Annotated in this window: 18 protein-coding genes and 1 other RNA gene; 9 read left to right on the forward strand and 10 right to left on the reverse strand. The window is 47.6% G+C overall.

The genetic code is table 11. The features are described from left to right. Positions 1 to 71 precede the first annotated feature (71 nt). The 4 genes from dolP to K5Q99_RS10300 all read right to left on the reverse strand — a co-directional run bounded on the left by dolP (position 72) and on the right by K5Q99_RS10300 (position 3,556). Positions 72 to 638, reverse strand: a complete 567-nt coding sequence (gene dolP / locus K5Q99_RS10285; RefSeq protein WP_106649115.1) for a division/outer membrane stress-associated lipid-binding lipoprotein — start codon at positions 636 to 638, stop codon at positions 72 to 74. After that, positions 635 to 1,228 carry a phosphoheptose isomerase gene (locus K5Q99_RS10290; RefSeq protein WP_006083530.1) on the reverse strand — a complete coding sequence of 198 codons (594 nt, stop codon included), beginning with the start codon at positions 1,226 to 1,228 and terminating at the stop codon, positions 635 to 637. Before K5Q99_RS10290 ends, dolP begins: the two co-directional genes overlap by 4 nt. Before the next feature lie 109 nt (positions 1,229 to 1,337). Further along, the gene (locus tag K5Q99_RS10295) at positions 1,338 to 1,664 is read right to left on the reverse strand and encodes a YraN family protein (RefSeq protein WP_220776802.1); all 327 of its coding nucleotides are present in this window, start codon (positions 1,662 to 1,664) and stop codon (positions 1,338 to 1,340) included. Continuing rightward, positions 1,661 to 3,556, reverse strand: a complete 1,896-nt coding sequence (locus tag K5Q99_RS10300; RefSeq protein ID WP_220776803.1) for a penicillin-binding protein activator — start codon at positions 3,554 to 3,556, stop codon at positions 1,661 to 1,663. Before K5Q99_RS10300 ends, K5Q99_RS10295 begins: the two co-directional genes overlap by 4 nt. A gap of 88 nt (positions 3,557 to 3,644) precedes the next feature. Between K5Q99_RS10300 and rsmI the strand changes: the two genes are divergently transcribed. The 5 genes from rsmI (at position 3,645) to K5Q99_RS10325 (ending at position 6,349) form a co-directional block, all read left to right on the forward strand. Then, the gene (gene rsmI / locus K5Q99_RS10305) at positions 3,645 to 4,487 is read left to right on the forward strand and encodes a 16S rRNA (cytidine(1402)-2'-O)-methyltransferase (RefSeq protein ID WP_006084494.1); all 843 of its coding nucleotides are present in this window, start codon (positions 3,645 to 3,647) and stop codon (positions 4,485 to 4,487) included. 65 nt (positions 4,488 to 4,552) lie between these two features. Beyond that, positions 4,553 to 4,904: RNase P RNA component class A (gene rnpB, locus K5Q99_RS10310), an RNA gene on the forward strand. A gap of 360 nt (positions 4,905 to 5,264) precedes the next feature. Next, positions 5,265 to 5,588, forward strand: coding sequence for a DUF883 C-terminal domain-containing protein (locus K5Q99_RS10315; RefSeq protein ID WP_006083526.1), 324 nt, complete (start codon positions 5,265 to 5,267; stop codon positions 5,586 to 5,588). Positions 5,589 to 5,597: 9 nt separating this feature from the next. Further along, positions 5,598 to 6,107 (forward strand): hypothetical protein, encoded by a 510-nt coding sequence (locus K5Q99_RS10320; RefSeq protein ID WP_220776804.1) that lies wholly within the window; start codon positions 5,598 to 5,600, stop codon positions 6,105 to 6,107. Beyond that, positions 6,101 to 6,349, forward strand: a complete 249-nt coding sequence (locus K5Q99_RS10325) for a hypothetical protein (RefSeq protein WP_220776805.1) — start codon at positions 6,101 to 6,103, stop codon at positions 6,347 to 6,349. The genes K5Q99_RS10320 and K5Q99_RS10325 overlap by 7 nt, the downstream gene beginning before the upstream one ends. 65 nt (positions 6,350 to 6,414) lie before the next feature. Here K5Q99_RS10325 and K5Q99_RS10330 read toward each other — a convergent pair whose 3' ends face one another. Continuing rightward, the gene (locus tag K5Q99_RS10330) at positions 6,415 to 8,061 is read right to left on the reverse strand and encodes a BamA/TamA family outer membrane protein (protein WP_220776806.1); all 1,647 of its coding nucleotides are present in this window, start codon (positions 8,059 to 8,061) and stop codon (positions 6,415 to 6,417) included. Positions 8,062 to 8,252: 191 nt separating this feature from the next. Next, the gene (locus tag K5Q99_RS10335) at positions 8,253 to 9,473 is read right to left on the reverse strand and encodes a threonine/serine exporter family protein (protein WP_220776807.1); all 1,221 of its coding nucleotides are present in this window, start codon (positions 9,471 to 9,473) and stop codon (positions 8,253 to 8,255) included. A gap of 159 nt (positions 9,474 to 9,632) precedes the next feature. On the opposite strand from K5Q99_RS10335, the gene K5Q99_RS10340 reads away from it, so the two are divergent. The 3 genes from K5Q99_RS10340 (at position 9,633) to gntR (ending at position 13,912) form a co-directional block, all read left to right on the forward strand. After that, complete coding sequence (locus K5Q99_RS10340) at positions 9,633 to 10,043, forward strand: MAPEG family protein (protein WP_106649122.1); 411 nt, start codon at positions 9,633 to 9,635, stop codon at positions 10,041 to 10,043. Between the two features lie 216 nt (positions 10,044 to 10,259). Then, positions 10,260 to 12,692 (forward strand): YgiQ family radical SAM protein, encoded by a 2,433-nt coding sequence (locus tag K5Q99_RS10345; RefSeq protein ID WP_220776808.1) that lies wholly within the window; start codon positions 10,260 to 10,262, stop codon positions 12,690 to 12,692. A 221-nt stretch (positions 12,693 to 12,913) separates the two neighbouring features. Beyond that, on the forward strand, positions 12,914 to 13,912 hold the full coding sequence (gntR, locus tag K5Q99_RS10350) for a gluconate operon transcriptional repressor GntR (RefSeq protein ID WP_106649124.1): 999 nt from the start codon (positions 12,914 to 12,916) through the stop codon (positions 13,910 to 13,912). Between the two features lie 53 nt (positions 13,913 to 13,965). On the opposite strand, the gene gntU is transcribed toward gntR, so the two are convergent. Further along, on the reverse strand, positions 13,966 to 15,309 hold the full coding sequence (gntU, locus tag K5Q99_RS10355; protein ID WP_220776809.1) for a gluconate transporter: 1,344 nt from the start codon (positions 15,307 to 15,309) through the stop codon (positions 13,966 to 13,968). Between the two features lie 85 nt (positions 15,310 to 15,394). On the opposite strand from gntU, the gene K5Q99_RS10360 reads away from it, so the two are divergent. Next, positions 15,395 to 15,955 carry a gluconokinase gene (locus K5Q99_RS10360; RefSeq protein ID WP_220776810.1) on the forward strand — a complete coding sequence of 187 codons (561 nt, stop codon included), beginning with the start codon at positions 15,395 to 15,397 and terminating at the stop codon, positions 15,953 to 15,955. Positions 15,956 to 16,405: 450 nt separating this feature from the next. Here the strand turns inward: K5Q99_RS10360 and K5Q99_RS10365 are convergent, their stop codons facing one another. The 3 genes from K5Q99_RS10365 to speF all read right to left on the reverse strand — a co-directional run bounded on the left by K5Q99_RS10365 (position 16,406) and on the right by speF (position 21,253). Then, positions 16,406 to 17,560, reverse strand: a complete 1,155-nt coding sequence (locus tag K5Q99_RS10365) for a porin (protein WP_106649126.1) — start codon at positions 17,558 to 17,560, stop codon at positions 16,406 to 16,408. 124 nt (positions 17,561 to 17,684) lie between these two features. Further along, a complete protein-coding gene (potE, locus tag K5Q99_RS10370) occupies positions 17,685 to 19,004 on the reverse strand; it encodes a putrescine-ornithine antiporter (RefSeq protein ID WP_220776811.1) in 1,320 nt (439 codons plus the stop codon). 86 nt (positions 19,005 to 19,090) lie between these two features. Then, positions 19,091 to 21,253 carry an ornithine decarboxylase SpeF gene (gene speF, locus K5Q99_RS10375; protein ID WP_220776812.1) on the reverse strand — a complete coding sequence of 721 codons (2,163 nt, stop codon included), beginning with the start codon at positions 21,251 to 21,253 and terminating at the stop codon, positions 19,091 to 19,093. Between the last annotated feature and the right edge of the window lie 596 nt (positions 21,254 to 21,849).

The following is a 21,849-nucleotide window of genomic DNA, read 5'->3' on the forward strand; positions in this document are numbered from 1 at the left end:
TATGCGAGTTGACTCGCGACTTAGGCTTCACTGCCTAAATACTCACATTTCAACATACTTGAATTGTAAAGTTACTCTGTATATTCAAATACTTTCACCACTTTACGCACGCCTGCTGTATTGCGGGCGATATCGACAGCTAAATCTGCTTGCGAGCGATGGATAACACCAAGTAAGAATACTTCACCATTTTCAGTGATGACTTTAATGCGAGTCACATCTAAATCTTTCTCGTTTAACATGCGGCCCTTCACTTTGGTGGTGACCCAAGTGTCGTTGCTGCGTGTAGTGAAAGAAGTCGGGTTGCCAATGCGGATCTGATTGTGGATCTTGCCGCCTAGCTTAAGGTCTTGCACAACCTTGATGGCCTTATCCCTTAACATGGAGTTAGGGGCTTGGCCTATCATAAGCACATTGCCATTGACGGACACGCCAGTGATATTGGTTTGTTTTTTAAGATCTTCTTGCTCTAGCAGTGCGCTAGTTATCCTAAAATCCGTATTAGTATCATCAATCTGTGTCTTAACAGTGCGCTCATCATTGGCCATCATGGCGCCACTCACTGCGCCCACCATAACGGCACCGGCGCAGCCTTGTAGCAGCAAGCAAACCATTAACAGTGGGGCAGCGTGTCTCATTGCTGCTCGTCCTGCGGGAAGAGTGTGCGGTCAATGTTGTCACACAGGCAGTGGATCACCAGTAAGTGCACTTCTTGAATTCGTGCGGTGACGTTAGAAGGCACGCGGATTTCTACGTCGCCCACGCTCAGCAGGCCAGCCATAGCGCCGCCATCTTTACCCGTTAGGGCAACGATAGTCATGTCGCGGCTTAATGCGGCTTCCATGGCTTTGATTACGTTACCTGAATTACCGCTGGTGGAGATTGCCAGCAGAATGTCGCCCGGTTGGCCTAAGGCAAAAATCTGTTTTGAGAAAATCTCATCATAGCTATAGTCGTTGGCGATAGCTGTGATGGTTGAAGTGTCAGTAGACAGGGCGATGGCCGGTAAGGGTGGACGCTCAATCTCGTAGCGGTTTAGCAATTCAGCTGAGAAATGTTGTGCATCGCCAGCGCTGCCGCCGTTACCGCAAGCAAGGATTTTATTGCCACCCAAAAGACAGTGCACCATCATCTCGGCCGCTTTGGCGATGGATTCTGGCAGTGCTTCGGCTGCATCGATTTTTGTCTGGATAGATTCAGTAAAGCTGTCTTTAATGCGTTCTAACATGGATAAATCCTTTCAGGATAAAGTGTTGCTATCATGCCATATTTCCACAAGCGTGTTGAGGCACAGACGTTAAAAATAATTTGTGGCGCTACTCTCGCACTATTGGCGCTTAAAAGGCATCGACGAGCCAATGAATTTGATCGGCTTCCATGGCGATGACATCGAAACGACAGGGCACATCGAGCCGATTGAGTTGCAAATAATGGTTGGCCGCTTTGCGAATCCGCGTTATTTGCGCCGTGCTTAAAGCCTGTAATGCGCCGCCATATTGGGTTGCCGAGCGATATTTTACTTCAACAAATACCCAATGGCTTTTATGGCGCATGATTAAATCAATTTCCCCAAATGGATAGCGGACATTACGTTCGACAAAAGTTAACCCTTGCTGTTCAAGGTAACGTTGTGCGTGCGCTTCTGCCTGTTGTCCGAGTGTCATAGCTGGCGGAAGCTGCCTCTTTGGTAACGTCCCCAGCTTAATTGGCGGTTTACTATGCCATCTGGGTTAACCGATAAAGCGCCGCTGCGGCCATTGAATTGGTAGCCCGTAAATGAGCGCATTTGCGCTAAGCGGCCGATCAAGTCCATTGCATCATAACCCATAACAAACAAACGTTTCTGGCTGTTATTCCAGCCCGAAAATAATGTGTTAACCATAAGGTTTTGTTCGCCGTTTTGCATCAGCCAAGGTGCATCACTGAGAGTGAGGTTATTTAAATCCTGCGCCGTTTGTGTGCTTTCGTTCTCAACTCGGCTGCGGCTTGAGGTATACAAGGGCACAGGTTGAGTGAATACGCTAAAGTTTACGTCGATAAAGGCCTTGAGCAGAGTCAGATCCTGCGGTGTTGAAATCATATAAATGGCATCAATATCTTGGCGTGAGCGGAAGTCAGCCTGCACTGAGTTACCCAGCAGCTCCTTGATGCGTGCAATACGGGCTTGGCTATCACGTACGCCAAGGGCATCTTGCACTGTGGTTTTCATTTGGTCGCCGCCATCGTAATAATAGACTTCGACGACGTTATCGCTCTTCTTTTTCCACGCTTGAATAAAGCTTTCGGCCATACGTTTACCAAGGGCATCATTGCTGGCGAGCAGCAATGGCATAGTGACGCCATCTTGATATAAATGCTCGGCGGCATCGGCTGCTTCTTGGGCTGGCGATAGCGCAAAGTAGAATTTGTTTGGATCGGGGGTGAATTTATCAACTTGATTCAAAAACAGTTGTGGTACAGGCGCAGCTGCAACTGTATTAGCTGTTTTTTCAGGGTTAGCCGCATTGGTCAGCGCATTAGTGGTGGCAGTATTTGCTGCATTCATCACTTGTATTTGTTCGATTTCAGTCGGTAGTAATGGGCCAATAATAAACTCGGCTCCTGCTGTCAGTGCCTGTTGATAGGCACTCGCCGCATCGTTGGCCGTGTCGTAAAAATTCACTGCGACTTGATCGTTTTGCTTTGCCATATAGCTAGCTAATATACCTTGGCGAATCGCATTGGCGGCGTTCGCTCTTGGCCCCGTCAGCGGCAACAGCACGGCAATATTTTTCGGCGTAAATGGTTTAGCGTTTAAGGCTCTATCCAAATCGGCGGGCAGTTTGGCTGCAGCAGGGTGATAAGGATTTTGTTTCTGCCATTCACCTAAGTAGCGCACTAACTGGGTGGGATCGACGGCATAATGCTTAGCGATATAAGCCAGTTGTAACCAGCCCGCAAACACTGGAGTCTTAGCATCTTGGGTAAACGTCTTTATGGTTTGTTCGTGCATCGGCTGCAGCACTTGCCAAATGGTGTTATTCACTTCGTTGGCTTGGGCGGGTGGCAAGTAAGTTGTCAGCAAACTCAACTCGCGCACTTGTTCAATTGGCTGTTTATTCAATTGATATAAATGCGCTTTGAATTGGTGATAGGCCGTCATTTGCCAGCTTGGCAGGCTCCAACTACTTGGATAATTTAAGGTTTTAAGGGCATCACTGTAGGTGGACGTATGTTCAAGTACACGTGCAGTTAAATATTTATGTTCGGCCAGTAATGTAGGGCTTTGAGTTAAGCTCGGCTGTATCGATTTAAGTAGCTTTTGCGCCGCCGCATAGTCATTGGCATTAATATAGGCATGGGCTGCTAGCAGCAGATAAGTATCGCGCTGCTGCGGGTCTTTGCTATTAGCCGCTTGCGCCAGATAGACATTTGCCGCCAAAGGTGCGGATGCTAATGAGGTAGCCACTGTGGCGGTTGTTCCAGTGGAATTGGGCGATGAAACACCACAACCCGCCAAGATTACCGATAAAATGGCCACGGAAACGAACTTAGTTGTATTCAGGCTTTTTAACACTGGGCTTCACTCTGGTAAGATGCGGCCTCTAGTTTAACCTTCTCTCGCGCTTGACGAAAGTCTTGGCACTGTCATTACAGAGGTATATATGGACCAAAGCGTCGCACTCTACATAGTTCCTACTCCCATAGGTAATTTGGGCGATATGAGCTCACGGGCAATAGAGGTGCTGAATCAGGTTTCATTGATCGCCTGTGAAGATACTCGCCACAGCGGTAAGTTATTGAGCCACTTTGGCATTACCACTAAAACCACTGCCTTGCATGACCACAATGAGCGTGCGCGTGCCCAGTGGATTGTCGATCAGCTTGCCGCTGGACAGTCGATAGCATTAATTTCTGATGCGGGTACGCCGTTGATTTCCGATCCGGGTTACCACTTAGTCTCCCATGTGCGCCAATCTGGGTTTAATGTGATCCCTCTGCCCGGCCCTTGCGCGGCGATTACCGCCCTGAGCGCCTCTGGTTTGCCATCGGACCGTTTTTCTTTCGAGGGTTTTCTGCCATCAAAAGAAAAAGCCCGTGCCGATAAGTTATTGGCACTGAAAGAAGATCCGCGCACGCTGATTTTTTATGAATCACCGCACCGCATCGAGCATAGCTTAACGACTATGGTCGAAGTGCTGGGCGGCGATCGCCATGTGGTGATGGCGCGCGAAGTGACCAAAACCTTCGAAACCTTTTTATCTGGCCCGGTCTCAGAAGTGCTTGCCACCGTAAGTACTGACCCGAATCAGCAGAAGGGCGAAATCGTGCTTATGGTGCATGGTTACCATTTAAGTGATGACGAAGCGATTCCCACGGTCGCCATCAACACGCTCAAGCTCTTATGTGAAGAATTGCCATTGAAGAAAGCCGCTGCAATTGCCGCGCAAATTCATGGGCTTAAAAAGAATGCTCTGTATAAATATGGGCTAGAGTCTGATTTATAAGCGCTAAAACGGCCGCGAGCGGATTATCTGTGGTGCATCAGGGTGGCTTAGGCTATAATCCGCGCCGAGTTGGCCAGACAGTCGCCGCGTTCGCAAGAACGGGGAGGAAAGTCCGGGCTCCAAAGAGCGGGGTGCCAGGTAACGCCTGGGCGGTGCGAACCGACGACAAGTGCAACAGAGAGTAGACCGCCTGCCTGATTTATCAGGTCGGTAAGGGTGAAAGGGTGCGGTAAGAGCGCACCGTGCGGCTAGCAATAGTTCGTAGCAAGGTAAACTCCACCCGGAGCAAGACCAAATAGGGTTCCGTATGGCGTGGCTCGCGTTGGAACCGGGTAGGTCGCTTGAGCCTGTGAGCGATTGCAGGCCTAGATGAATGACTGTCCAAGACAGGACCCGGCTTATCGGCCAACTCACCTCATTCAATAAAAAGCCCGTTTGTCGTAATGACAAACGGGCTTTTTGTTTTTAACTGTTGCAGCTTTAAGCGACCGTTACTTGTTAAATGATTAAAAATCAAAGTGTTGAATTCCCCGTCCGTATCCAATCTATATCCTATTTAGTTCTCTGTTCTGTTGCTCCCTTTATCAACCTTCGCTGCAGGTAAAAATTACCCTATGTAGGTAACATCTACCGTTAACTGAGATCGCGGATATAAAGAGTTTAAGTGTAACTGTTTGTTTTTATATGTTTATATCAATTGGCTTAGCCATTGCATTGGTTTATATGCAAAGTGCAGCATCTTGTTGCATTGCACAGTGTTCACCAAGGAGTCTGACAATGGCCAGTTCAAAAAGTGTAACAGAACAAACTAATAGTAAAGATAACGGCGCGTTGAATTCACCAACCACAGCGAAAGCCAGCGAAGTGACGCATCATGCCGTTGACGCTGTGGCAGAGAAAGCCGCTGTTGCAGAGGATACTTTGCGTAAAACCGCCGCCAGCTCGCAGGAAACGCTGGCGCACAAGCAAGAGGAAATCAAACAGCAACTGCAAAGCTCTTACAGTAAAACCCGTGAGCTGGCAGCGCAAAATCCGCTGGCCACAGCTGGGATAGCGTTTGCAGCTGGTGTTGTGTTGACGGCCTTGTTACGCCGTCGTTAGGGTGGATTTATGCAAAACCGTGCACAGTCAGAGGCGCCAGAGCAAAGATCAGTCCAGCATGCTGAACCCACTGGGCAGCCTGCATCCGCTGCCCAGAATAAGGTGGTTGATCAGGCCATTGAGCAATTGGCTGAAATAGCGGCACTGAGCAGCTCGGTGAAGCAGGCCTATATCAATCAGTTAAATTTGGCAGGAAAAATAGCAACGGCAGAATGGCAGTTAACGGGTCGCAGCTTGATTATTGCTGCGGCTTTGGTTGTCTGTTTTGGGACGGGTATTACCCTATTCTGGGGCAGTATTTTATTGCTGCTGGGCTATATGCTGTTTCAACTGAGCGGCTCGTTGTTGATTACCGCGAGCGCATTAGTGGTATTGCAGTTCGTGTTATTGATTTGGTGTTGGCGTAGCCTGAGCTATGTACTGTCGCAAGCGGGTTTTTCAAAGACTTGGCAACAGTTACGGTTGTTGTTTTCTACTCAAAAGTCAGTCAACAAACAACAGGAAGATCAACAATGCTAGTGCAAAAGTTACTTAAAAAGCAGCAATTAGAGCTCACTGTACTGACGGAGCAAGGTCGGCTGCAGCATGAGTTATTGCAGGTGAGGAAACAACAACTAGCGCAAAGCGGTCGTGCTTTTATCGGGTCGACACCTGGCTTAATCGTCAGTTTTAGCTTGGGATGTCTGTTTCAAATGCGCCACAACAGCACAGTAAAACTGCTGCGTAGCACCTTTGGTTTGCGTTGGATGACCAAACTCTAACTGCCCAGCCTTCCTATGGCGGCTAGCGTTTGGTTTTGTCGGATTTACAGTTCCTAAATCAGCGACTAAAAACTGCTTTTTACTAGGAATCGCCATTCCCAGCTGTTGACTGACTCGCCGCCCGTATAAGGGAGTGAAAAATCGATATGGGCGACGTTGCCGTAACTGGAGCGAGAGGAATAAATCCGCGCGCCTATGCCTATGCTCCCCAGTGGACCGCTGACTTCGTTATTCTCGGCTAGTTGGCCGCCGGAAGCTTGGCCCAGATCGGCAAACACTGCCCAACCTAATTCAGCCAGTTGGTATAAGTTGATATTGGGGTAGTTGCGTATCTCGGCGGTCAGTAACCACTGATTGTCCCCTTGTTGGTATTCGTTGGGATAGCCGCGTACGCCAGTTTCATCTCCCAGCCCTTTGCTCAGATCCAGATAAGTGTTCTTTGAAAGGCTAGCCCATGCTTTGCCGTAGGCTGTCCACTTAGGATTGATTTGATAGAAGTATTCGGCTTGGATATCGACCTTGTAAGTGTCTTTTTGGGTTGTGCCTATTGTGCTAGTGCCGCCCATTTCTAACAGCCACAGTTGATCGTTAAACTTATAGCCGCCAGTACTTTGCCAATTGACGTGGTAGCCGACAGGATTGTTATCTCCTATGTCGTTGGTTTCTATGCCGAGTTGCACATAGTGATGCCAGCCTAAGTTAAAGTCTTCATTATTGGTTATCAGGTGAACGTTATTCAGTACGTGGAAATCATCTTGGATAAACTCGTATGCGACCCAAGGGTACATAAAGTCCCTGTCTTGAGGCAGCATCGAATTGGGGTAGAGATCTGAATTGGCAAACTCATGTTTGTCTTGGGTAACACCGGTAATAAAGCGAGAAAGATGCTCACTGTTTTTATTGATTAACCAACCGTATTTTAGATTGAGGTAGTCGACTGTGTGTTCGAATTCATTTATATCTTGCCCATTTTGTCGAATCGTATCGATACGGTTATCGTCTAAAAACTCAGCCGAATACATGATATTGGTATCGAGTGAATAGAAGGGCTTACTGACATAAACGTGTTTAGCTTGGCCGTCGCTATTGTCGTAAAACTCGGCAGCAACTGTGCCGTGTTCGATAATGCTCAACGGAGCTTCGAACGCAAATTTATAGCCATTGCGGGACTCGTTGGACTGGTACTTGAGTCGAGTGCGAATACCTGTTCCGAGTAAGTTATCTTCTTTAACGCCGAAGGAATAGCGAGTGTCGCCACCTGAACTACTCAGGCTAGCAGTCGGTAATAATGACCAGTTATCCCAGGTTTCGACGACAACGGATTCAACCGTGGGATCGGTATCGGCGAGGGGATCTTTTTCGGCAACATAAATTTTGGCGTCGCGGATATAGGGCACGGCCCGTAATAGCCGTTGCGATTCATCGAGATCTTTCTGGGTGACAGTATCATTTTCGCCGAAGGTCAGTTTATCGAGCACCACGTATTCTTTAGTGTTGATATGCAGGGCGTTCGCCCAGCGGTGGATGAAAAAAGCATCGGGATCGGATTCATCAAAAATAGGATTGTTAACTACGACAATCTTGCTGACTTTTTTGGTTTCTTGAGCCTGTGTTGCGGGATCGGCGAGCTTAGCGTCTTCTGCTTGGGCAGCACTGATCAGGCTGCCAACACAACAAGGTAGGATGCATGCATACTGAATGAATTTCTGCATAAAAGACCACTCCCATGAAATTGACGACTGCAGCGAAAACAACTTCACTCTGCAATTCACAATTTAATAACACATGGAAAGTGGAGGCTAGTCAAGAAAACATTTTAATAAGTTTCTGATTTTACTTAAGGTTAGCTTAAGATTGTCTTGAGGTAGCGGCTGGGCGCGGGCTCCAGCCGAATTCACAATTGTTACAATGTTCGCCTTGGCGGCACGGCGACGTTGGCAAAAATCAATCCCGCGATCAGCGACATAAAAATCAAAAAGATTTGCGAGCCAATATGGGATTGATTGAGCATAGTCTCACCTGAGATTAAGGCATTGAGTCCGATATAGGTTTTACTGCCGGGCACTAAGATGACTATGCCTTGCAACAGGGCGATGGAGGCGGGAGCTTTCATCCAGCGGGCGAAGAGGTTGGAGTAAATCCCGACAGCCAAGGCGCCAAAGAAAATACCCACCGAATCACCAAAATAATGCCCGCCGAGCATGGCCGAGAAAAACGCCACTATCCCTGCTAATACGCCCCAAGGTGAATCTTGCATCCGCGCCTTGAAGATAAACACTAACGCCATAGATAAAATCGGCACCGCCGACCAAATTGCCCAGCGTGGCAAGCCTTCTGGCTCGATATGAATCGCTTCGCCAAAAATAGCCTTGCCAATAGCCATGCCGAGCACTGCGCCAAAGTACAGCTTAAACAGCAGCATGCTCGCATCCATGATACGCGCCGTGCCGGAAATCAAATCCCGCGCAGCGAGTTCGGCCAGACCTAAGGTTAAGGCTAAGCCGGGAATAAAAATAATGATCGAGGAGAGGATCACCACTGGGATATTAATGTTGGGATCGATGCGCGCTATGCCGCAGGCGGCGATAGCACAAAGAATGGTGGCGAAGGGTTCGAGCACTTCGGCCATGCGTGCCGAGCGTTCGGCGCGGTATACCAAACCATAAACGAATAAACCTAATAACCCCGACCAAAATACATCGTTCCAACCTGTGCCCATCAACATGGCAAAGGCTGCGGCAGAAGTACCAAATGAAAAACAAGTTAACACTGGGCCATAGGGATTGGGTTTGTTGGCGATTTCTTCTAAGCGCTCTAAGGCCTCGGCCAAAGTGCGCTTGCCCGAAGTTAATTCATCGACTAATTCATCGGTGCGCGCGAGGGAGCCTAAATCGAGTTCGCCGGGCTTCACTCGAGCGGCATGGTTATATTCTTGATCGGTATCGTGTTGTAAAACGAAGGTCATCGAAGTTGGCGAGATAAGGAAGTAGCCTTCGATACCTAAGGTGCGCGCAACGGTTTGTAAGTGGGTTTCTAGGCGATAAGCGGGTGTGCCAAACTTATGCAATGCCTTGCCTAGCTTGATGATAAATCTGCGTTTTTCGATAAAATCGTCGTTATCCAATCGGGGTATTCACTGTATAAAAAGTTGTAGGGATTAACGCGCGCATATTAACCTATCTTGTCTATAAAAGGTTAACGGCTTTTAACCTTAATACAAATAAATTGCTGAATTTTTGCAGCTCGGGCTATAGTCAGCTTTTTGATTAGGGGAATAATAGGTATGTCTTTGATGGTAACGGGTCTTTACGCTAGCCTCACAGGGCTATTAATTGTCGCTTTGGCTTATCGAGTAGTGAAATTAAGGCGAGGTCAGAAAATCGGCCTAGGCGATGGGGGTAACAATGCGCTCGCCTTAGCGAATCGTGTCCATGTCAACCTGATCGAAAATGCGCCTATCGTATTGATTCTCATGCTGGTGGCCGAAGCCGGTGGCTTACCTGTATTTTATCTCCATTGCTTTGGGACTGTGTGGATAGTGGCGCGCCTACTCCATGCTATCGGCTTAACCCAAGGCCAGGGCGGTTATCATTTTGGGCGTTTCTGGGGCGTATTGCTCACTTGGCTAGTGATTATCAGTTTGGCGCTGGTGAATTTGCTGCATTTTGCCCAAGGATTAGGAAAGGGTCTCTAGGCTGGTCGGTTTGGGCGGTCAATTCCGCCCTAAGCCATATCCATAGCGGATTTATGGGTATTAGGCTTCAGGCTCAAATACCCCGAAAAACGCCTTGATTGATGTTTTTTTAATCGCACTTATCCCCCATTGCCTGCTATACTCCGCGTCCCTAAATTGGCGTAACTTATTTTCAGTGGCGCCTTTATTTGACATTACGTTTTCGGGTCACAATCCATGCAAGTTGAATCCACACTCTTTAGTCATCCCAAGTATTGGGCTACAGGCGACAGCACTGCGCCTTTCTTACCTATGTCCCGCAAGGAGATGGATAAGCTTGGCTGGGATAGCTGTGACATTATCATAGTCACAGGCGACGCTTATGTGGATCACCCAAGCTTTGGCATGGCGGTGATCGGCCGTATGTTAGAGGCCCAAGGTTACCGAGTCGGTATTATTTCCCAGCCCGATTGGTCGAGCAAAGACGCCTTTATGCAATTGGGCCGCCCGAACCTGTTTTTTGGCGTCACCGCCGGCAACATGGATTCGATGATCAACCGTTACACCGCTGACCGTCGTTTACGTTCTGACGATGCTTATACTGCGGGAGATATTGGCGGTAAGCGCCCAGATCGCGCTGTGACTGTGTACACCCAGCGCTGTAAAGAAGCCTTTAAAGATGTGCCGGTGATCATTGGCGGTATTGAAGCCAGTTTGCGCCGCATCGCCCATTACGATTATTGGTCGGACAAAGTGCGCCGCAGTGTGATTTTCGATGCCAAGGCCGACATTCTGATGTATGGCAACGCCGAGCGTCCTTTAGTTGAAGTGGCACGCCGCTTAGCTGCTGGCGAACCCATTAGCTCGTTGCATGATGTGCGTGGCACAGCTGTTATCCGTAAAGAGCCGCTGCCCGAATGGCGTGGTATGGACTCGCGCAAGATTGACCAACTGCACAAGATAGAGCCGCTGCCGAACCCTTACGGCGCCGATGATGTGGGTTGTGCTAACTTGTCTGGCCCGTCGGATGTGAAGATATTCGATAACGAAGCCCCTAAGCCAATTAGCGTTCAACCGCCTAAACCTAAGCCATGGGATAAAACCTATGTGCTGCTGCCAGCGTTTGAAAAAGTCTCCGAAGACAAATATTTATATGCCCATGCTTCACGGATTTTGCACCAAGAGCAAAACCCAGGTTGTGCCCGTGCGTTATTCCAACCCCATGGCGATCGCGCCGTTTGGGTGAATCCGCCCGCATGGCCGCTTAATACCGATGAGATGGATGCGGTATTCGATTTGCCCTATCAGCGTATTCCTCATCCTATCTATGGCAAGGAAAAAATCCCTGCCTATGACATGATCAAGACGTCTATCAACATCATGCGTGGCTGCTTTGGTGGCTGTTCTTTCTGCTCGATTACCGAGCATGAAGGCCGAATCATTCAGAGTCGTTCACAAGAGTCGATTGTTAAAGAAATCAAAGATATTCAGGAAAAAGTGCCCGGCTTTACTGGGGTGATTTCCGATTTAGGCGGCCCAACCGCCAACATGTATCGTTTAGGTTGTACCAGCGAAAAGGCCGAAAAAACCTGTCGTCGTTTATCCTGTGTGTTTCCATCGATTTGCGGCCACTTAGGCACAGATCATAAACACACTATCGACCTGTATCGCGCGGCGCGTGCCGTACCTGGCATTAAGAAAGTATTGATCGCCTCTGGCGTGCGTTACGACTTGGCGATCGAAGATCCGGCTTATGTTAAAGAGTTAGTGCAGCACCATGTGGGCGGCTACTTAAAAATCGCCCCTGAGCATACCGAAGAAGGTCCGCTCAGCAAGATGATGAAACCCGGCATGGGCGCCTACGATAAGTTTAAAGAATTGTTCGACAAGTTTTCTAAGGAAGCGGGCAAAGAGCAGTTCCTGATCCCTTACTTTATTTCAGCGCATCCGGGCACGACCGACGAAGACATGGTGAACTTAGCGCTGTGGTTGAAGGAGCGTAAGTTCAAGCTCGACCAAGTGCAGAACTTCTATCCGTCACCGATGGCGAATGCGACCACGATTTATCATACCGAGTTAAACTCGCTGAAAAACGTCAAGCACACCAGCGAAGTGGTCTCTGTGCCGAAGAAAGGGCGTCAACGTCGCTTGCATAAAGCATTGCTGCGTTATCACGATCCTGCGGGTTGGCCATTAATCCGTGAAGGCTTAACCGCCATGGGGCGTGAAGACTTGATCGGTAATAGTCCACATCAGTTAGTGCCGCCAGAAGGTCGAAATGAGCGCGGACCTAAGTGGATGAAAGATGCCAACCAAGGCCAAAAAGCTTTTACGCGCTTCTCGGGTAATCAATTTGATGACCGCAAGGGCGATGGCAAATCTAAAGGTGCGGCTCAAGCTGGTACTGAACCAAAACCGGCCGCTAAAGGTGGAAAACCCGCCGCGAATGGCGCTAAGCCTGCCGGTTCTAAGCCAGCGGGAGCTAAACCAACTGGCGCTAAACCCAGCGGAGTCCATTCGAGCCGCCCTGGAGCGAAAGCGCCTTTCGGCCAGTCTGGTTTTAAGGCCAGCGGTACTCAAGCTAAAAGCGGTGCTAAAGGCGGAAGTCCATCAAAGAGTGGTGGTAAACCTGCAGGTAAACCCGCTCAGGGTCGCCAACAGGCTAAGTAATCACTTTTAGCCATCACAAATAATGTGCAAAGGCCGCTCCAGACATAAGTATGGAGCGGCCTAGCTAGTAAGATCACCCCGCTAAAAGCGTCCTAACTGGTATCACAGGGCGAACTATTATAAGATCTCTGTCTGATGCTTATGTCTACTATTTGTTTATATTCGATATTTTAGCTATACATCTCACCAATCCCACGGCTTGTTAACTAACATTAGATACTATGAATAAAAAGCGTAGACCCAGTCTTCAAGATGTTGCCGATCAAGTTGGGGTCACCAAAATGACGGTGAGCCGCTATTTAAAAAATCCAACAAGGGTGGCGCAAAGCACCCAAGAAAAGATAGCTATCGCGCTAGAAACCTTAGGTTATATCCCTAATCGTGCGCCGGAAATTTTGGCGCAAGCAACTAGTCGCGCCATTGGCGTATTGGTGCCTTCGTTAACCAACCAAGTATTTGCTGAAGTATTACGCGGTATCGAGAATGTGGCTGGTCAGCGCGGTTATCAAACTATGCTAGCTCACTACGGATATCAGCCCGAATTAGAAGAGGAGCGGGTGGCATCACTGCTCTCTTACAATATCGATGGCTTACTTTTATCTGAAAGTTACCACACACCGCGTACCGTGCGAATGATTGAAACGGCGGGCATTCCTGTTATCGAAATGATGGATAGCGTGTCGCCTTCGATTCAACAGTGTGTGGGTTTTGATAACACAGCGGCCGCATGCGAAATGGTTAAGGCCATGATTGAAAAAGGCTATCGCCACATTGCTTACTTAGGCGCGCGCATGGATATTCGCACTCAGCTTAAGATGCGAGGCTACGAGTTAGCGATGCAGCAAGCCAAGCTCACACCTTTGGCTATGACCACCAATGAGGCTTCGTCGTTTTCCTTGGGGGCGTCGTTATTGCAACAAACCTTAGCGAAATATCCCTATGTGGATAGCTTTTTTTGCACCAACGATGATTTAGCGGCGGGGGTGATATTTGAGTGCCAAAGACAAGGCATTAAGATCCCTGAACAAATTGGCGTTGCAGGGTTTCATGGCCATGATATCGGCCAATCTATGACGCCAAAATTGGCGAGCATTATTACCCCGAGAAAAGAGATTGGTCGAATGGCTGCCACTGAGCTATTAGACAGGTTAAATGGCAAAGAGAGAGCAGAATCGGTTATCGATCTGGGCTATCGTATTGATTTAGGGGAAACATTGTAGACTTCCCCTCGGTCTTTCGCTTAACGGCTAATGCTTGTCATCACAGGCTAGCGTTAAAGAAACGCAGAGATAATAACTGCTACTATGCCGCCCGTCGTACCAATAATGGTTTCCATCACAGTCCAGGTTTGCAGCGTTTGTTTTTCTGATAATCCAAGAAAACGGTTAGCGAGCCAGAAGCCTGAGTCATTGACGTGCGAGAGCACAATCGAACCACCGCCAATGGCAATCGTAATTGCCGCCAATTGAGCACCATCTAAGTTTAGTGGTTCAAGTATCGGGATGATAAGGCCGCAAGCCGTTAACATGGCCACGGTTGCCGACCCTTGGATCACGCGCACTGAAGCCGACAAAATAAATGCCAGTATCACAATCGGTAATCCTGAACCTGCCAGCATATTCCCTAACGCATCGCCGACACCTGAATCAATCAGCACTTGCTTGAACACGCCGCCAGCACCAGTGACGAGAATAATGACCCCAGCAGGTTGGAGCGCACAGCTACAGATTTCCATGATGCGCTCATTGGGAATGTTACGTCTCACGCCTAGCACATAGAATGCGATTAAACAGGCCAGCAAAATGGCAGTAAAGGGATGACCAATCAAGGCGAGCCAGTTATGCAGATCGGATTTTTCATCAATAAAGCGCGACACAACGGTTTTTAAACCGATAAGCAGCAGTGGGAACACCACAATACTGATTGATAGCGCGAATGAGGGGATAGGTCCGCCTTCTCGTTCGCCTTTTTCTTGCTGCTCGTGGGCGGGTAGATCAACATGGACTTTTTGCGAGATGAGGCTGGCAAAGAGTGGGCCGCCTAGAATCATAGCCGGAATCGATGCCAATAGACCGAAGACGATCATGTAGCCGAAGTCAGCATTGAGCTGGGAAGCGACCAAAATAGGCCCAGGTGCGGGGATAAGAAACGCCTGACAGGTGGCAATACCCGCGAGCAGTGAAATACCAATTTTAACGACGCTGCCACCCCCTTTACGAACCACAGCAAAGGCGATGCCAATCAGTAGCACCACAGCAACGTCGAAGAAGAGGGGGAGCGCACAGATAAAGCCAGTAAAAGTCATGGCCCAGTGGGCTTTGTCGTTACCAAATTTATTCAGCAGTGTATGGGCTATCTGATCTAGCGCGCCAGTCTCTTCCATTACCCGGCCAAACATGGCTCCCAAAGCGACCACTACCGCCACAAAGCCCAGTGTTCCCCCCATACCCTGTTGAATAGTATTAGTGATATCGGCTGGGTTCATGCCAGAGAAAAGGCCGGCAATGATTGACACCAGTATTAGTGATACCACCGCATGTAATCTCACTTTCATCACTAAGAACAGTAGCAGGGCGATTGAACCCAGCGCTGTCAGAATCAATGACATATCAGACATAAGAGGACTTTTCCTTGTTAGTTAAGTTGTCCACATTTTTGTAGGTTACCGGTAACATGTTACCCGTAATATGGTAGAGTGGGAAGTGACTAAATTCGAGAATGGGCTTGAGGTTAACAAAGTGACTGAGAGAAAAAAAGGCAATAGCTATGTGTTCATGGGCGTCTCTAGTTGTGGCAAATCTTCGATAGGTGCCGCGGTTGCAAACGCGTTAGAGACGAAATTTATTGATGGTGATGATCTGCATCCTAGAGCCAATATCATCAAGATGAAATCTGGCTCACCGCTCAATGACAGCGATCGGGCACCTTGGCTTGAGCGCATCAACGATGCTGTGTATAGCATTGAACAAAAAGGTGAACAGGGGGTGATTGTCTGCTCTGCGCTACGTCGCCAATATCGTGACTTGATCCGTCAGAACAACAGTAAGCTGGTGTTTATTCATCTGTACGGAGATTTTGAATTAGTCAAAGAGCGCATGTTTGCCAGAAAAGCCCACTTCATGCCGATTGAACTACTCAAGAGTCAGTTCGACACGCTGGAGATGCCTGCAACCGATGAAGCTGACGTTATCCAAGTGAGCATAGACGGTACTTTTGAAGAGGTGGTACAGCGCTGTATCAATGCGATAAATGGCGAAGCCTAGGCAAGTCATTGGCTCTTAAAGCTAGGCTTGTCTGCTTTATCAATCTGTTGCAGATTAGTCCTTAACGCGAAGGGGAGCTGAACGACAGTCGTCGGGATTTAAAGTACCGCTGAAGATCGTAGCAAACGTGGATCTGGCAGTTCTTTATTGAAAAAAGCCACTCCAGAAACTGACTTGGAGTGGCGTAGAGATAATGGTAAGCCTGCGGTACCATCCAATGAGTGTTACGGCGAGCGTTGTAGACGGAACGTGCGCCGCACCTCAGCCTCAAATAAGCCCACGCATATGAGCGATGACGCGAGCTGCCTGTCCTGCAAAACATGGTTCAATTCAACATGTGACTAAAACAGCCACTTAAGACTGTTATTCAAAACAGTCCTGCTATATACGACCAAGGAATGTCAAAGTCGAATAAGTGCTGTCGTCACCTTGGCTAGATTTCCTTAAGCTTTAAAAGAAGTAGTTAATCCCGACTGCGAAGCTGTTGTCTTCCTGCGCTTCAAGCGCGGCATCATCCATATCACTGAAATCTAACTTCATTTCAGCAAACATCACAGTATCCTTGCTATAGCGATAGTGCAGACCCAGCATGGCAAATTGGCGGGTCCAATTACCTTGAATAGGTGTAGTTGCATCTGTGTCTAAATCTAAATAACTGAGCACGAGCATAGGCACAAAACCGTTGTCGAATTGATAGGCCGTCATCAGCTCGGCACCAGTGGCGTCGTAGAGATCGCCGTTGACCAGTTCATTGCTTTTGCTTTGATGAGCATTAAAACCCACATAGAGACCGCTGGCTTCGCGTCCTTCGGCATAGTGATAGTAGTCACCGTACATGGCACCAATGCCAATAATTTCATTGGTTTCGTCGACTTGAGTATTAGCTAGGTGGCCTTCAAAATCACCGCGGTTAAAGCCTGCGAGCAGCTTGAATTTTTCGGTTGCTGAATAGATGATACTGGCACCGTAACTGCTGTCGAAACTCAGCTCAGAGTTACTCATTTCGCTGCCGTCATCATTTTTTAAGCTGACATCGCCATTGGTTTTGGCGGCATATTGCAGGGCAATTTGCACTGGGCCGACACTATTGCGGTAAATAAAGGCGGAGTCGGCACGGCCAGTACCTGTGAGGCCGCCATCGCCAAAGGTGTAAGCGCCAACGCTGTAACCTGCGAAAACGTTAGGTAAATCTGTGGTGCCGGCAACATCGTAATAGGCGCCCCATTGTTTACCAAAGCTCAAACTCCCCCAGACATCGTGGGACATGCCGACATAACCTAAGCGGTTATAGAGAAAATCATCGGTTTTTTCGGCGGCGAGTTTGCCTCCTTGCATCACTAGACCATCGTCGCTGGAGACCATATTGATCCCCCATTCCGTGGTAGCAAAGGCGGTCCAGCCATTTCTTTCGCTGCGCTCGAAACTAAATCTGAGGCGTGATGAGTCGTCGATAACTGAAGTATCGTGGCTGTCATTTAATGCTGCAAACCCTAACCAACCCGTTAAATCTAAGGTGTTTTTTTGATCTTTATAGAGTTCAACCGCCTGACTGCTGGTGGCCGTTAATAGCATAGGTAACACTAAAGCGAGACAAGTCTTATTCATAAATCCCCCGACAATGAGCAAGTATTCTCCAGGGGATCATAGGCTTGGCCTATGATCCCTGAGTTATCGTTAGTCTTGATGTGGATGTTGGTATTAATTGTTTTCGATCATGCGTTAGCCATATTTAGGCTGGACGTGTGTCGGCAACAGGCGCTTGGTTTGAGATTACGCCGAAAATAGTCCAACCGAAGAAGGTGGCCATGGCGCCAAGCATTACTGCGGTTTCGCCTGAGCTATACAGGGCATAGAAGCTATATAAAGCACCGATCACGGCAATTACGTTAGCAATACGGGCCTTATGGGCAGGCACTTTAAGTTGTTTTTGCATTACCCCAAGGGCTGCCATCGACAGTATGTAAGGCACAATATTGGTGACAACGGCGAGGTTCACTAAGGCTTCGAATTGCTTACTTAGCGATGGACTAATAGTCATTAATGAAAGGACGGTTTGGATAGAAACAATAATTGTCATGCCCCAAATTGGCGCATCGGCTTTGCTGACTTTAGAGAAGATTTTAGGGAAGAATCCTTCATCGGCAGAGGCTTTAAACACTTGGGCAATAGTGAACTGCCAACCTAAAAGTGAGCCAGTACAAGAGATAATGGCACAGGCCATCACGATTTTACCGACCACAGGATTAAACATTTGCGCGAAGGCTAAACCGAAGGGCGCATTCGACATGGCAAGTTCAGCGTTTGGTACGATACCTGCAATCACGTTAGTAGAGACGATATAAATCACCGCCGCACCTAAGGTACCGCCCATCACAGCGATAGGGACGTTTTTCTCTGGATTATCGACGGCTTCTGAGTTGGCGCAGGCCGATTCTAGACCGAGGAACGCCCATAAAGTCATTGCGATAGAACCGCCTAACGCTTTGAAGAATGGCATATCATGCGGGTTCCATGCGCCTTTGTAGAGGTCGATGTCGAACCAGAACCAACCAATTAACGACACGCCAATCACGGGCAGAATGATCCCCCATACAGTCACGCTACTCACACGGCCCGTGATGCGAGCACCGCCAAAGTTGGCAACGGTTGCTAGCCAAAGTACGCCAATGGTCGCAAGACAAATTGCCATAGGGCTTAAGTTGACTTCGAGCAATACGGCGGCATAACCCACAGCCGAGATCGCAATCGCAACGTTGGCGATGAGCAGCGAGACGGCATAGGTATAGTTGGCCATAAAGTTGCCTGAGCGGCCGAAAGCATATTCAGCATATCCGCCCATACCGCCGGATTTCTTACTGAACATACCGCACTTGGCAAAAGCAAACGCGAGGGCTGTAGAACCCGCCGCTGTGACTAGCCAAGATAAAATTGAAATGGTACCGACTTGAGCGAGTTGGGTTGGCAGCATAATAATGCCTGAGCCCATCATGTTGACTATGGTGATAATCGTTAATTGGATTACACCAATTTTATTTGCTGATTTACTCATATTAATAACCTAATTTAGGTGACTTATTATAGGAGGTTTGAAATTGACTGCAGAGCGGGGTTAATTAACTCTGCAGTCAGTCTTCATTATTTATTTAATACATATCCCATAGCTTGAATTTTGCCGTCTGCGGTATTTTCAAGATAAACACCTTGCAGTTCTGGCGAGAATCCAGGTAATAGGTTGATACCTTCTTCGAGAGCGAGGAAATAACGTTGCACCGAACCGCCCCAAATTTCACCCGGTACCATACACAGCACACCTGGTGGATAAGGAAGCGCGCCTTCTGCGGCAATTCTTCCCTCAATTTGCGACAGCGGAACGAGTTCGACTTTGCCACGAATAAATTCTAGATTTGCTTCCTGTGGGTCCATCACTTTGGTTGGGAAATGCGCTTTACGGAACATTTCTTTCTGCAGTTGTTTTACGTCATGACTGACATAAAGATTGTGCATTTCTTGGCAAAGTTGGCGGATGGTATAGTCTTGATAACGTGCTTTATTCGCGTTGTAGACGTTAGGTAATACTTCAGATAAAGGCGCATCTTCATCGACTAATTTCTCGAAACGAGATATTTGCGAGACCAGATGTTGCATCTTGGCCATATCTTCTGCAGGTGTCATCAGAAATAAAATTGAATTCAAGTCGCACTTCTCAGGAATAATATTATTTTCCCGTAAGAAGTTAGCCAAAATAGTGGCTGGAATACCAAATTCGGTATATTTACCGGTTTCTGCATCTATACCGGGTGTCGTTAATAGGAATTTACAAGGGTCAACAAAGTATTGGCCTTTTTCATAACCTTCGAAGGAGTGCCATTTCTGACCGGGTTCGAATTCGAAGAAACGTAAGTCATCGGCCATTTGTTCAGTTTCATAATCTTGCCATAGGCGACCATCTATCATCGTGGGCACAAATGGTTTGATATATTTACATTTTTTAAGCAGTAGCTTACGTGCTTCAATACCCGCTTTTACCGCTTCACGCCACAGATAACGACCACTCGCGCCTTCGTGCATTTTCGCGTTCACATCTAGCGCCGCAAATAATGGATAGAAGGGGCTAGTAGAGGCGTGCATCATAAAAGCGTTGTTGAAGCGTTTATGGTTACAATATCTATCTTGTCCTTTGATATGCTTGTCTTTTTTATGGATTTGCGATGTTTGCGAGAAACCCGCCTGTTGTTTATGCACCGACTGAGTCACGATAATACCGGGATCTTCAGGCGTCAGTTCGAGCAAGAGTGGCGAGCAGTCATTCATCATAGGGATGAACTGTTCATAACCGACCCAAGCCGAGTCGAATAAGACATAGTCACAAAGATGGCCAATACGATCAATAACTTGTCGAGCATTATAGATAGTGCCGTCATAGGTGCCGAGTTGGATAATCGCTAAACGGAAGGGGCGTTTTTCATCGGCTCTTTCTGGGGCGACTTCGCGAATTTGATCTCTTAAATAGGATTCTTGGAAGCAATGGGCATCGATGCCGCCAATAAATCCGAAGGGGTTACGCGCGGTTTCTAAATAAATCGGCGTGGCACCTGCTTGAATTAACGCGCCATGGTGGTTTGATTTGTGGTTATTGCGGTCGAATAAAACGAGATCGCCCTTAGCTAATAACGCATTAGTGGCCACTTTATTTGAGGATGAAGTGCCGTTAAGTACAAAATAGGTTTTATCGGCATTAAAGACTTTGGCTGCGTATTTTTGTGCATCGAGTGGTGCGCCTTCATGGATCAGTAAATCACCTAATTTCACGTCGGCATTACACATGTCGGCGCGGAAAATCGTTTCGCCAAAAAAGTCGAAGAATTGACGGCCCACAGGATGCTTACGGAAGAATTGTCCGCCCTGATGACCCGGGCAAGCAAAGGTGGAATTACCCATTTCAACGTACTTTTTCAAGGTGCCGAAGAAAGGCGGTAATAGTGCTTGTTCATATTTATTGACTGCCGTTTCAACCTGTTTTCCGTAGAAGTCAGTGTTATCGCCGCACAGTTCAAATACCCCAGTAATCGATGAGCAAACATCGTCCGGGAAAGTTTCTTCGCAGCAAACTGAAACGAAAATGGGTAGTTTCAATCCGGTATTTTTAATCTTTTCAACAATACCATTTCTAACATCATCAACAGAGACTACAGCCGCGCCCACATCACAAAAATCTGTGGTTAGTACATTGACGACTTCTCTGTCGATATCGAAACAAGATCTAACAGATAAGCTAGCGGCTACTTTTAATGATTTCATAGTTAATTTCCCTTTTACTTTTTAAAAAATAGATACAAGTGTGCCTATACCTAATTAAAAACATTAATGGTATGAAAATTAGATATAGCTATTCCGTGCGCAGATTAAATGTGGTTATGCCAAAGTTACGAAATAAATATAAGTAGAAATATATTTATTGAGCGTATGAATAGCTTAGCCGCAGTAAAACTGCACTGATAAAAGAATGCTTTGATAGTGACGCAAGATAATAAACCAAAAAAAGACAGTACATTAAGTGTTTGCAACATTTAGAGCAATAGCACTTTAGACCTGTTTATTGGCCTACAACCTGCGCTGAGATTAGCGGAGGAAGATAAAGGAATGATCGAAATAGTCACGTTGACTAGGCATCATGATATGCCGCGCTGAAGAATCCCCTGATGATTTACAAATAAATCATCAAATTAGGGTGGAAGCGCATCTTGTTGCATGATCAAATGGTTTCGCCAAAAACTACACTTGGACAACAAGATGCGCGAAGCCAATATCCTACAACATTCTTTACACCAATACTGCCCAGAACTTCACCTAAAACGATTAAACAGCTTGATGCTGGCCTCTAAGGCACTGATTGA

The sequence above is a fragment of the Shewanella hafniensis genome, from assembly GCF_019655335.1.
Taxonomy (GTDB): Bacteria; Pseudomonadota; Gammaproteobacteria; order Enterobacterales; family Shewanellaceae; genus Shewanella; species Shewanella hafniensis.